Here is a 12,881-nt window from a genome sequence, read left to right as displayed (position 1 = left end):
CCTATTGATATCGATAATGCAGCGTATTGCCGTCATTCAGTTCAAGTACGATTTGTACTGCTGCGCTACCGCCCTGGCCTTGCAGCCAGCCCGAATATAATCCGGCCAGTACCGCGCCAAAAGCAGATTGCCAGTCTGCTACTGCCTGCGCATTATCACCGGCTGGCAACGCATGATGCTTCAGCAGCAGCGCGTTATCTTGTGGTTGCAGCTGCACAAAACCCCAGTTAAAACGTGCCAGTTGTAGGTTAATTTCGCGCTCCAGATCCTGGACAGTGCGTGCTTCTGGCAAAGGGTAGCGCGCAGCCAGTGATTCACCCCTATTCTGTAAAAAGGCTTCAGCTTCAGCCTGACCGGCGTTGGCGACCATGCCTTCCAGCAATACGCTGACCAGATCAAACCAGCCGGGTTGATGCGGGTGCGATGCCCCACCGAAATGTTCACTCATTACTTTTCTCCGAACATATAACGGACATTCAACTGCGCCGTGCTTTCGTTGTAATCGCCAAAGGTGTCATAGCCAAGCTGGCCACCAATCGTCACGTCTTTGTTGATCTTGTAATCCGCGCCAGCATGCAGGTTATAGCCGATGCCGTTTTTGCTGTCGCCCGAATAGAAGGCGCTCTTCGCGCTACCCGAGGCAGCCAGCGCTTCCATTTGTGACTGAAGGTTTGGATCGTCCGGGAAGTAGGCGCTCTTATCCTGGCTGTAGGATTGATAACCGACCGAACCGCCAACGTTGACTTTCAGGTCATCAAACTTGCGTGAGAAATCGACCGGGAATGACACCGAAGCATAGTTCTGCGGGCTGAAGTAACCGCCCTGACCGTAGCTGAAATAGCTCAGGTTTTTCGAAAAATCCATCCACGACAGGCTCATGCCCACTTTCAGCTCGCGGTCGTCGTAATGATAAGGACGCACATACGCGCCAGCGGTTGCCTGCATACTGGTGTTGCTGGCCACGTTTTCACCAATATAGCTGTAGCCGCCCGCGCCGACATAGAAACCCGCATCGCCGTTGTCGTAACTCAGCAAAGCGTTGCCGCCGTTCTTGGTGACGCGGCCCCATTTCTTGCCGCTGGTTTTATCTTCCAAACCCACGTAGGAGAGCAGGCTGTCAGTCATTGCGCGACGTTCACCCGTCAAGATCAGCGTCAGGAAGTCTGTCAGCTTCGGCGACCATTGAACGCCACCCACCAGCGTGCTGAGATCCTGGCCCAATGGCGTACTGCCTAAATCAACTTTGTAGCTGTCGCCTTTCAAGGCGAGGTTCAGTTCAACGCCCGATGCGGTTTGTGAATCGGTGGTGGCGCTTGGCTGATCGGTTACGGTTGCCCCGCCTGCCGCCACGACGTTGCCTTGCGTGATCGCGTTGGTGCCGAAACGGCGCCATGCATCACCCGATGCGCTGCCTGCGGTCAGAGAAACAGGCGTCAGGGTGAAGTCGAAGCGCGACTCACCAAACGGCACGGTAGAGAAGGTCAGCGGCGCTTTGGCTTCGGTCAGTTTGCTCAGACCCGATTCACCATCACGTCCACGCACCTGCACCGTGCCCTGCGCCCAGGTGCCGGTTTTTTCTTGCAGATCGTCCATCATGGTGTCGATCTGATGCAGCATCTGCGTCTGCGGTGACGGCATACTCGCGCCGCTCGCCAGCGTGACGCCTTCAGCGCTGCTGGTAGCAGCCGGTGCACTTTGCCACGGCAACACGGTGCCGTAGCTGGACGGCGAGCGCCCTACTGGCGAGGTGCTGCGGTTGATAAACGGATTATCCGCTAAGGCCAGGCCGCCCACGGTTGGCGTGCCGCCTTGTGCACCTTGCAAACCAATCAGCTGCCCACGCGCCGAGCGCAGATAAACCATCGCTTGTGAATGCTCACCGTTGGCTTCAGCCACGCGCGCCATCAGCAGTTGCCGCTCGGGCGTCTGAACACTGTTCAGGCCGCGCGATAAATCGTTGGCACGCTGGACGTTGTTCTGCGCCAGTGCAACATTAATGGCACCGACTCGCGCATCTTGCGTTGGCGTGTCCTGCGTCATCAGATAGTCATACACCACGCCCGCATCTTTGTTCATCTTGCCGTCTTGATAGAGACGTGCCATAGCGAACATCAGATCGCGGTTTTGCGGATCGTGTTGCAGCGCGCCGATCAGCTTGTCGTAAGCGGCGGCGTACTGTTTCTGCTGACGCAAGCGATCTACTTCATTGATCAAATAACCGTTACGAATACCGGCCAGCTGGGTTGGCGTGCTGCGCGCCTGCAGTTCTGGGCTGCTAAGGAAACTCTGCGCTTCGCTGCCTAAACCCGCCTGATTCAGCACGTTAACCTGCGCGGCGTAATCGCCTGCATTGCCCTGTACACCGCGCTGCATGTTGCCGCGCACCACAGCAACCGCCGTAGTGACATCGCCCGCTTTCGCCAGCTTCTGCGCCAGGTTGCCCGCATCCACTGGATTAGTTGGCGGATGGGCCGCCAGCGCTTTTAGCGTATTCGCTGCTGCCGCGTTCGAACCCTGCGCCAGATATTGATCGGCAGTGTTCATCTGCAAATTGAAATTCACACGCTGCGCCAGGTCTCGCATCTCACGCGTTTGTGCGCTGGACGGAATCCGCGACAGCAGCACGCTGGCCTGTTGCCAGGCACCACTTTCGCTGGCGTTCAGTGCGCCCGCGTAAAGCTCGCTGCTGCTGGCGCCGTTACGCATCACCGGCTGCATCACGTTAGCCGCTTGTAGACTGTCGCCCTGCTGGCGATAGAGACGCGCCAGGTCGAGACGCAACCAGCCTTCGTTTGGATAACGCTGAATGCCCTGTTGCAGCGTAGCGATTGCGGCACGGGTATTGCCCGCCGCCAGCTGGCGTTTGGCCTGCTGACGAATCGGATCGATGCTGCTGCCACGCGGCGTCACGCTTTGACGCACGCTGTCCGGTAAAGAAGAGAGCAAGGTATTGGCTTCTGCACTGCGATTCTGCTGACGCAGCACGTAGAACAAGCCCTCTTTCGCGCTGCGGTTGTCCGCATCGCTTTGTAAAACAGCGCGATAAGTTTGTTCTGCCTGCTCCAGCTGATTACTGCGACGCTGCACATCGGCGCGGAACAGTTTTGCAGAAATCCCTTTTTCGCCTTCGGCCTGCGTTAACGGCTCGCTCAAAGCCAAAGCCTGCGCGCTGTCACCGCTTTTCAGCGCTTGCTGTGCGTTAGCCAACTGCGCATAGAAGCGAGCATCCGCTGCCTGTTTCTGACGCTCGGCACCTTGATCGCCTCCCATCTGAGCAGCGCGTTGCAGATAATCTGCGGCGTCCTGATAACGTCCTGCACGCTGCGCGACATACCCCATGCCCGCCAGCGCGTCGGCATCTTGCGGATTGGCAGTCAGCACTTTTTCAAAGTTACTTTGGGCACCGCTCACGTCGCCACTGTTCAGCGCGGTGAAACCTGCGCCTTTCTCAGCACCGCCGACGTTTTTACGGTAATAATCCAGCACCGCCGAATCTTGCGGGTGACGCTGCTGCCAGGTTTGATAGATCGCCGCATCCGTGGCTTGTGGTGCGAGCCACAACAGCGCCTGGCGCAGCGATCGATCGGCATCTTTATTGCCGTCCGCCAGCGATCCCAACACATCGACCCCTTCACGGCGTGTCGACTCTTGATAAGTCATTGCTTTACCCAGCGCCAGCTTAGCGCCGGTATCTTGCGGGTGTTCTGCGGAGAACTGACGCAGCGCTTCAACTGCCTGCGGCAGCAGCGTGCGATCGCCCGCCATGGTCAGATAATATTCTGCCGCCACGCTGGCAGGGGGTTCATTGCCGCTAAAGGTGTTGCGCCAGGTTTGCAACGCCGCCGCGATATTGCCGCTGCGCGCCTGCTGGCGAGCCAGTGACAGCTGCGCCTGCGGAATGGTTTGCAATTGGCGAGCGTTATCCAGCTCGCTCAGATGGGCATCATTGGGTGAAACCTGACTCAGGCGTGCGCGATACTGCGCCGCGCTGGCGTTATCACCGCCCTGCTGCGAATAGAGCGCCAGCAAATAGAGCGCCTGCGTATTGTTGGGTTCAACCATCAATACTTTTTGCAGCGAGGACTTAGCCAGATCGTCATGCGCTTTTTGATGCCAGTAAGCCGCCTGATCAAACAGGGCCTGTAACGCAGGATTGGTGGACTCAGCCGCCAACAGCGGCTGAGAAAGTGTCAGTGCGCCGCCCAGAAACAGCGCGTGACGTATGCCGGCACTCAACAGATTTTTTTTCATTATTGTTCCTTACTTCTTGCCGGAATCACGATCATTTTTGTAGTTGAGGCGGCGTCCTGCGTGACGTTTCAACATTACCCACACCGCGCTTCCCACCAATGCCGAAAGCAACAGCGCCGTCATCGCCAACAGCACAGAATGCTGGTTGGCATACCACACCACCATCATGTACCACGGCATTTCTCCGCTCGGGAACTGCGGCCCGACGCGGAAGCTGCGGATACCGTTTTCATCAGTAATGATGGCGGTATCGCCACGAATGCCGGCATTGATGCGCGCTGAACTTAAATCGTTATGCAGACGCAGCAGCTGATCGTCACTGCTTGCAACCGTCATAACCACCAGGCGATCCGGGTTCCAGGGTGAGCGATAGCTCAGGAAGCCACGCCATGACTCATTCGAAGAGAAATAACGATCGGCGTCCAGCTGCTGGCGATACCAATCCCCCATCAGCCAGGCGCGGGCTTTTTCCAACGCACTCGGCTCTTTCACGCCAAAGGTGCTGCCGCTGGCTTCGTAAGGTGAATTTGCTAGCATCGCCTGATTAAACGCGCTGTTGCCGGTGGTGCTAATGGCAAGCACATCACTCTGCTGTAAACGCGCCAGGTTGGTGCCGCCGTTTGGCAGGCCAAACAGCACCTGATTCTGAGCCAGTGCTACGCCCGTTGCGTTACCGGCTCGCGCAGCCAGATCCAGCAGGGTAGAGATCTCCGCATCGGTGGGCTTTTCTGGCAGCAGCAGTGTGGTCTGGCCAAAGTCCGCCAGCCGCGTGAACGGGAATGATGCGCCAACAAAGTAGGAGAGATTCGGCAACATGCTGAAGTGACGCGTATTGCTTAAATCAATCCACGAATCCTCTTCGATGCGGCTCTTAATGTTGTTATTCAGCAGTACACCGCATGGCGCATCGGCCTTTGGCTTGATGTTGAAATAGAGCGCCAACTGGTTGTCACCGTAGATCAGGTAAGGATCGAGGTTGAGCTGATACTGCTCCTGGCGCGCATCACCGCCCAAACGATGCCAGGCATTTTCCAGCAGGCCGACTTTGTTTACCGTCAGATTACGCAGGAAGGTGCCGTTCAGCGTCACGTTGAGTAACGAGGCGTTTTCATCAATCCAGCTTTCTGACGGGAAGCGATAGTGCAGATTAACCGGCACAGTGTCGCCATCCCACAGGAACAGGTCGGGCGCGGCGCGGAAGTTAACGCGCATCGCATCGTGCCAGATTCCGGTGCTGGTCAGGCTCTGATCTTTACGCAACAGCTCACTCAGACGCACCGGGCGGCTGGTGTTGATCCAGCGTGGCGCATCGTAAGGCTGACGGTTGGCGATTGACTGCGGCTGCACTTGCAGCGCGCTGCCATCGGTGGTCAGCGGCTGTGAAGTCAAACGGTAAGCCGCCTGACGAAGCTGCTTCTCATCTTCGCCGCTCACCAGCAACAGCTTGTAAACCGGGTTGTTCGGATTATCGACTACCTGCAGATGCGGGCCAGTGACCGCCGGGAAGGTCAGCGTGCCGATCTTGTCGCCCGGATGACCGAACAGAATGCCGTTTTTCTCTGGCAGTTCACCGCGCATCACCGGAAAACGGATGCCGCGATAATCACTCTGAATGCCCAACCAGGACGCCACCAACGCCGCCGCGCTAATCGAATCTGGCGCAACGTTGCTGGCAAATCCCATGGTTACGGCGCTTGCCGTCATACGTTGCGGATCGAGGAACGGGCGCGGGAAGTTACGCAGAGCAGTGCCAATGTTCAGCTGTTGCCCTTCAAGCGTCAGCGTAGTTTTCGGCAAAATCGTTACCTGATACTGCTCGGCGCTCTCTTTCTCACACAGCAGTTTGTCTGCATCGTTGATTTTAAAGCTGAGATTATTGCTCGACACCACCATCGCTGCGGGAATATCCAGCTGGTAGTCGCTGACATCGCTGTCGCTGGAACCCAGCGGCAGCGTCCCCAGCGGCTGACCATTGAGCATCAGTTGCAGCGAGGTGTTACGCGCAGCCAGCGCTTGCGACACGCGCAAAGACAAATTGAGATGCGCATTGGTGATGACTTCATCATTTGGCAGCGTAAAGACAATACCGGATTGTAGCTGACCGCCAGTCAGCGTGATGCCTTGAGTCTGGCCCATTTGCGCCACGGTAATGGCGCTGCTGATCGGCTGATTCAGGGCCGCGCTGATCACCGGCAGCGGCTCAGGCGCAGTGATTTCCTGACCTGGTGCGTAAGGCAGCGCGCTGGCTGCCGCTTCCAGTTGCGGATCGGCATTTTGCAGCCCTTCTGGCGGCGGCACTTGTGAAAGCGCACTGCTGTCCTGCGTCACCGCAGGGGCGGCATCGTTAACGGGTTGGTCGCTGGGCGCTGCACTGTTCACCGGCGCATCATAGCCGTTGTTTTCTGTGGGCGGCGTTTCTGCCCAGGCGGGCGTCAGCAACAGCGCAGCTGCCAGCGAGCTTGCCAGCAGAGTTTGCGTCAAGGTTTTCATGCTGCGCTGTCCTCTTTCGCGGCGGCGGCCTGTTCGGCGTGTTTCCGCTTGTCGTGGCGGCCTTTCCAGGTCAGCCAGAACAGTTCAAATACCGTGCGAACGATAGTGCCGAGCGAAACCAGCGGATTATCTTTCTTATACTCCGGCTGAATCCAGGCATCGGCACGCGCCAATACCACGCGAACCAACTCGCGGCGACGTGACAGCGGCATGGCGCCAAAACGCAGGCGAATGGTTTTTTCATCGCCGGAAATTTTACTCACGGGAATGGTAATGGTGCCGGACTTCAGCAACAGATCGATCTCTTCGATTTCATCCGTCTCATGACGATTATCGGGTGCATCCAACTGCGCGCCACCCATCGACATATCGCTGGTCATGGTGCGCGAGGAAATTCCGCTGGCGTAGTGAATAATCGCCGGGATCTGCACCTCAATACGGATTGTTTTACGGACCTGTTTGGTTTCACGGGCCACCGCAATCGCCGCCATTAGGATAATCAGGCTGAACACCGCCCAACCTACGTTGAGGGCAATAACGTAAGGATCGACACCGAAATAATCATGCATCACCGCACGCACCACGCCAGCAACGATGCCGACGGTCAGCAGCACCGCCACGATGACGTGAGGACGCACGATGTGGAAATCGAAGAAGCCCTGATCCAGCACACCGCCTTTATCGGTCACGTTAAATTTGCCGTGCTTGGGTGACAGCATGGTCAAAATCGTCGGGATGATCAGATGGAAACACATCACCGTTTCATAGATTTCACCCCAGAAGGTGTAACGGAAACGGCCATTCATCCGCGAGTTGACGTAAAGCGACATCACCAGATGCGGCAAAACATAGGCAAAGATCAACGAGGCAGAGGAGTGGATAATATTGAGATTAAACAGCAAGTAAGCCAGCGGTGCCGTTAGAAAGGCAACGCGCGGCAGACCAAACTGGAAGTGCAACATGGCGTTGAGATAGCACAAACGCTGCTGCCATTTCAGCCCACGACCAAACAGCGGATTATCGACGCGAAAGATCTGCGTCATGCCACGCGCCCAGCGGGTACGCTGAACAATGTGCAAACCCAGGCGCTCTGTCGCGAGGCCCGCCGCCAGTGGAATCGACAGGAATGCCGATCCCCAACCCAGACGCTGCATTTTCAATGCGGTGTGCGCATCTTCGGTCACGGTTTCAACCGCAAAGCCGCCAATCTCTTCCAGCGCTGAACGGCGAATCACCGCACAAGAACCGCAGAAAAAGGTTGCGTTCCAGTTGTCGTTACCCTGCTGAACCGGGCCGTAAAACAGCGAGCCTTCGTTGGGAATGCTGCGCGCTGCGCGCAGGTTGCGCTCGAATGGATCGGGAGAATAGAAGTAGTGTGGCGTCTGTAACAGCGCCAGCTTGGGATCTTTCAGGAACGGGCCCACAGTCGCCTGCAAAAAGGTGCGGGTCGCAACGTGGTCACAGTCAAAAATGCAAATCAGCTCACCTTTGGTGATTTTCATCGCATGGTTGAGGTTGCCGGCTTTTGCGTGATTATTGTTGTCACGGGTGATGTAACCCACGCCAACATCGGCGGCGAATACCGCAAACTCGCTGCGCTTGCCATCATCCAGCAAATAGACTTTTAACTTGTCGCGCGGATAGTCGATGCACTGTGCGGCCAGTACGGTGTCGCGCACGACGTCCAGACTTTCGTTATAGCTCGGCACGTAAATATCGACCGTTGGCCACAGGCTAGTATCATCCGGCAGCGGTTCAATGGTGCGCTTTAATGGCCAGGTGGTTTGCAGGAAGCCCAAAATTAATATCAGCCAGACATAAAGCTCCGCTAAATATAAGCCGATGCCCATGATGGCTTCAATTTCTGAATTAAAATGCAGCGTCTCAGTGGTGCGCCACCAAATATATCGGGTGGACATCAGCGCGGAAAGAATCACCATGACCACAGTTATTTTGCGGCTTTTGCTGAAACCCAATAAAAACATCATAACGATGCTGATTAAGCCAAAAATATACTGCTTTTGGCTATCCATCGGCGTGATGATGATCACCGCAGCGACCGGTGCAAGCACCAGCAGCAGCAGGTAAAACCCGATTTTACTCATGAATCACCCTAAAAGAGCTCTGTTTTTTTAACGCACCTGGCGAGGCCAGGCGATTAATAGTGGCTGGTGCGAATGGGGGCCTGAACTTCGCCGTTACCTACGGTGATATCCAGAATATTGGCGACGCGTTTAGCAATCAGTTCAATATCAAACGCTGCAGCGGAAGCAGGACTGAAATCATAAACAGATTGCTGTGAGGCATTCGCTTCACCCACGCTTTCATCACGATGAACCACACCTAACAAATTATCGCCCAGGCGCTGCTGTATAAATGCCGTAACGTCACGGTTAATATTGCGGCGATTGTCGCATTGGTTCAGAACGAAATAATGTCCTTGTTTAGTATTGAGGGGCTGACCAATCATTCGGTTCTCCTCAATATGCGGCAATAATGAGACCGATGCGGTATCCGCTAACATCACCACTAAATGCATATCGGCTAATGCGCTGATTGCTTTAAGCGCCGGGCCTGGGCCGGGCGGAAAATCGGCGACGATCACCAAGCCAGGGTAATTCAGTACCGTATCGAGACCACGGCGGAGGAAATGCGGATCTTTTGACAGATTCTCTTCAAACCGTTCACGTTGTGGTTCGGTAACATCGCCATACGGCAGCACAAAAATGTTGCCGCCAGTGGTGAGAATCGACTGACTCCAGTCTGCCTGCTCTTCTGAACGCGCCACAAAACCGCGCCCATCGTGAAGTGGCACACCAAAATGAAGGCGTAACGCATTCTGCACATCGAAATCGATTGCCAGAACTTTGCTACCTGAACGCGCCAGACTCCAGGCCAGGTTGGCCGCCATCGTGGTTTTTCCAACACCCCCTTTCGGCGAGCACACACAAACTAACGGCATAACGCAATCTTCTCCAATAACGGTTTCAGTAAAGTCTCTTTGGACAGGCTGACCGGTTCGCTATTACGTGAACGGAACAGCGCACCGAAACGTCCGGGCTCGGCGCTGGAAACAGCGGCAGGTGCCGCCACAGGCGCAGACGCTGCGGCAAACACAGGCTTAGGTTGAGCAACAGGTGCAGCTTGTGCGGGAACAGCCACGGGTTGAATCATAGCCGGAGCAGGCTGAAAAGCGGCGGGCGCAGGTTGAGTGACAGGCTCTGCAACCGGCTGAGCTTGAGCAAGCGGTGGTGGAAACAGTGAAGACAAACCCGATGTAGGCGCGGCAACAGGGGCAACCGACGCGTTAGGCGTTAGGCTATCCAGAATTGAGCCACGTGCCGAGGAAGGCGTCGCCAATCCAGCAGGGCGCGACGTCACGCCTTGCGCGGAATCGCTGAATTCGTCACCACGAATCGGCTGCGGCTGCGGCAGATCGATACGCTGATTGCTATCAAAAGGGGTGGTTTGGTCATCTTTTGCCAACTGGCGAATCAATGCCCATTTACTCTGTTCCGCCGCTTCCTGCGTCTGGCCAGACATATCTTTAAAGGCGATATCGAGCGTCTGCGTCTTCTCTTTAAAACGCTGTAAATCGTCGTAATTCTTCATTGGCCGTGGCCTACAACAAGGGGGGAATTATCCTGGAATATATCACATCCCTTTAAACACAGTGAGATAAATCTGATTACAAAAACAGCACATTCAATAAAAGAGTTTAATCAGATAGATTGAAATTTAACAATAAAACGCGGTTGTTAACTGTTTATGCCTGGAAATTAATAAGATAGCCTTAAGTTAAATCAAGCAACATAACATTAACAAAACTGTGTAGTCATTCATCCGACCTTGAGCTGGCACGACCATCGTTGTTAACAGCGCTTTTAGTCCCAAATACTGACTAAATTCAGACTGACTCTTAACGTTAAACAGACGTTATTAGCTGAGATTGACTGCGTTATGGCAGGTTAACTCTTTCGCTGTTTTGTTCGGCAAGTTTACCAAGGGTTAATCTTCATAAATGATTTTCACGGCTTTTGGTTTGTCATGTCGGGCGGGAAACAGCTTTGGTAAGGGTTTTGGCAGAAAATTGGCTTAAAAAAAGGCTCCAGAAGGAGCCTTATTACTTTGATTAACTGACTTTTTCAGCCGCGCCGACCGGTTGATTTTCATCCTGGTCGACAGCGAAGCAGGCAATTTGCTGTTCGCCATACAGCTTCAGTTTCGGCTGTAACTGTACGCAAGTGCCGAAACGACGACGGCAGCGCGCGTTAAAGGCGCAGCCTGGCGGCGGACTCAGCGGACTTGGCAATTCGCCGGTCAGTTTGATGCGCTCGCGGCGATCGTCTGGATTGAGACGCGGCGTCGCCGATAACAGCGCCTGGGTATACGGATGGCGCGGGTTTGAGAAAATCGCCTCTTTACTGCCCTTCTCGACACAACGTCCGAGGTACATCACCATGACTTCATCAGCAATGTGCTCCACCACTGACAAATCATGCGAAATAAAGACGTATGACAAACCCATGTCCTGCTGCAGATCCATCATCAGGTTCAGCACCTGAGCACGCACTGAAACGTCGAGCGCCGAAACCGGCTCATCAGCGATCAGCACATCGGGATCGAGCATCAAGCCACGCGCAATGGCGATACGCTGACGCTGGCCGCCCGAGAACATATGCGGGTAGCGATCGTAGTGTTCTGTTTTCAGGCCGACCTTCGCCATCATCTCCAGCGTTTTTTCGCGGCGCTCCGCTTTAGTCAGTGAAGTGTTGATCACCAGTGGCTCTTCAAGAATCTGACTGACTTTTTTGCGCGGATTGAGCGAGCCGTAAGGATTCTGGAACACAATCTGGATTTTCTGTCGACGCAGCTTCTGTGCCTGCGGATCGTGCTTCAACAAATCCTGGCCATGCCAGTAAAGTTGCCCTTCGGTTGGCGTTTCGATCATCGTCAGCAAGCGGCCCAGCGTGGATTTACCACAGCCCGATTCGCCCACCACAGCCAATGTTTTGCCGCGTTCGAGATTGAATGAAACCCCATCCAGCGCTTTAACCAGACGTTCCTGACCGAAAAGTCCTTTTTTCACGGGGTAGTGTTTTTTCAGGTCAATGGCCTGCAGCAGGTAATCCTGCTTGGTTTTCTCAAGACTCATAAGTTGGTCTCCCGGCATCGTCCAGCGGATAGTGACATTTGGACTGACGCCCTGGAATATCGCGTAATTCAGGCTCTACCTGACGGCAATGATCGGTGGCATAAGGACAGCGTGGATTGAGCAGGCAACCGAGCGGACGATCATATTTACCCGGCACCACGCCAGGCAATGACGCCAGACGCGCTTTATCCGCCGCAAACTCCGGCAGCGCACGCAGCAAGGCTTGCGTATAAGGATGGCGAGGCGCTTTAAAGATGTCCGTCGCTTTCCCGCTTTCCACCACCTGACCGGCATACATCACAATAATGTGATGTGCAGCTTCAGCCACCAGCGCTAGATCGTGAGTAATCAGGATCAACGCCATGTTTTCCTGCTGCTGCAACTCCAGCAGCAGCTCAATGATTTGCGCCTGAATGGTTACGTCGAGCGCGGTCGTTGGCTCATCGGCAATCAGCAGTTTTGGGCGACAGGCAATTGCCATCGCAATCATGACGCGCTGGCTCATCCCACCCGACAGCTGATGCGGATAAACATCCAGACGCGAAGCAGGATCGGGAATGCCGACCTGATTCAGCAGATCAATGGCACGCTGACGTCGCGTTTTCTTGTTGCCACCCTGATGCACTTTAATCGCTTCCATAATCTGAAAGCCCACGGTGTAACACGGGTTCAGGCTGGTCATCGGGTCCTGAAAAATCATCGCCACTTCCGCACCCACCAGCTGGCGGCGCTCTTTCTCGGAGATGCGCTTCAGGTCGCTCTGATTAAACTCGAGCTTCTCAGCCATGACTTTGCCGGGAAAGTCGATCAGCCCCATAATGGCCAGCGAGCTTACCGATTTACCTGAACCGGATTCACCCACAATCCCAACAACCTGGCCTTGCTCAACTTGATAACTGATGCGGTCTACCGCACGAAACGGTGCTTTATCGTCGCCGAAATGCACCGACAATTTGTCTACATTTAATAACGCCATCTCGGTGCC

Annotated in this window: 8 protein-coding genes; all 8 read right to left on the bottom strand. The window is 55.1% G+C overall.

From position 1 onward, the window contains the following. Position 1: 1 nt before the first annotated feature. The 8 genes from bcsD to dppD all read right to left on the bottom strand — a co-directional run bounded on the left by bcsD (position 2) and on the right by dppD (position 12,872). Positions 2-448: a cellulose biosynthesis protein BcsD gene (gene bcsD, locus ACF2G4_RS15065; protein ID WP_243079743.1), complete on the bottom strand. Its 447-nt coding sequence runs from the start codon at positions 446-448 to the stop codon at positions 2-4. Next, entirely contained in the window at positions 448-4,251 is a 3,804-nt protein-coding gene (locus ACF2G4_RS15060) for a cellulose synthase subunit BcsC-related outer membrane protein (protein ID WP_409075078.1), read from the bottom strand. Before ACF2G4_RS15060 ends, bcsD begins: the two co-directional genes overlap by 1 nt. 9 nt (positions 4,252-4,260) lie before the next feature. Beyond that, positions 4,261-6,741: a cellulose biosynthesis cyclic di-GMP-binding regulatory protein BcsB gene (gene bcsB / locus ACF2G4_RS15055; RefSeq protein WP_409075077.1), complete on the bottom strand. Its 2,481-nt coding sequence runs from the start codon at positions 6,739-6,741 to the stop codon at positions 4,261-4,263. Then, a complete protein-coding gene (gene bcsA / locus ACF2G4_RS15050) occupies positions 6,738-8,846 on the bottom strand; it encodes a UDP-forming cellulose synthase catalytic subunit (RefSeq protein WP_215848013.1) in 2,109 nt (702 codons plus the stop codon). Before bcsA ends, bcsB begins: the two co-directional genes overlap by 4 nt. Before the next feature lie 53 nt (positions 8,847-8,899). Continuing rightward, complete coding sequence (gene bcsQ, locus ACF2G4_RS15045) at positions 8,900-9,703, bottom strand: cellulose biosynthesis protein BcsQ (RefSeq protein ID WP_243079746.1); 804 nt, start codon at positions 9,701-9,703, stop codon at positions 8,900-8,902. Beyond that, on the bottom strand, positions 9,694-10,353 hold the full coding sequence (gene bcsO / locus ACF2G4_RS15040) for a cellulose biosynthesis protein BcsO (RefSeq protein WP_332624895.1): 660 nt from the start codon (positions 10,351-10,353) through the stop codon (positions 9,694-9,696). Before bcsO ends, bcsQ begins: the two co-directional genes overlap by 10 nt. A 520-nt stretch (positions 10,354-10,873) precedes the next feature. Beyond that, positions 10,874-11,896, bottom strand: coding sequence for a dipeptide ABC transporter ATP-binding subunit DppF (dppF, locus tag ACF2G4_RS15035; protein ID WP_215848016.1), 1,023 nt, complete (start codon positions 11,894-11,896; stop codon positions 10,874-10,876). Beyond that, a complete protein-coding gene (gene dppD, locus ACF2G4_RS15030) occupies positions 11,886-12,872 on the bottom strand; it encodes a dipeptide ABC transporter ATP-binding protein (RefSeq protein ID WP_215848017.1) in 987 nt (328 codons plus the stop codon). Before dppD ends, dppF begins: the two co-directional genes overlap by 11 nt. Positions 12,873-12,881 lie beyond the last annotated feature (9 nt).

This window comes from Pantoea phytostimulans (genome assembly GCF_046118715.1).
Lineage (GTDB): Bacteria > Pseudomonadota > Gammaproteobacteria > Enterobacterales > Enterobacteriaceae > Pantoea > Pantoea phytostimulans.
This window is presented reverse-complemented; position numbering and strand designations above follow the sequence as displayed.

Coding starts and splice junctions, on each gene's coding strand:
- bcsD (WP_243079743.1), bottom strand. CDS start 448: ATGAGTGAACATTTCGGTGGGGCATCGCACCCGCATCAACCCGGCTGG.
- ACF2G4_RS15060 (WP_409075078.1), bottom strand. CDS start 4,251: ATGAAAAAAAATCTGTTGAGTGCCGGCATACGTCACGCGCTGTTTCTG.
- bcsB (WP_409075077.1), bottom strand. CDS start 6,741: ATGAAAACCTTGACGCAAACTCTGCTGGCAAGCTCGCTGGCAGCTGCG.
- bcsA (WP_215848013.1), bottom strand. CDS start 8,846: ATGAGTAAAATCGGGTTTTACCTGCTGCTGCTGGTGCTTGCACCGGTC.
- bcsQ (WP_243079746.1), bottom strand. CDS start 9,703: ATGCCGTTAGTTTGTGTGTGCTCGCCGAAAGGGGGTGTTGGAAAAACC.
- bcsO (WP_332624895.1), bottom strand. CDS start 10,353: ATGAAGAATTACGACGATTTACAGCGTTTTAAAGAGAAGACGCAGACG.
- dppF (WP_215848016.1), bottom strand. CDS start 11,896: ATGAGTCTTGAGAAAACCAAGCAGGATTACCTGCTGCAGGCCATTGAC.
- dppD (WP_215848017.1), bottom strand. CDS start 12,872: ATGGCGTTATTAAATGTAGACAAATTGTCGGTGCATTTCGGCGACGAT.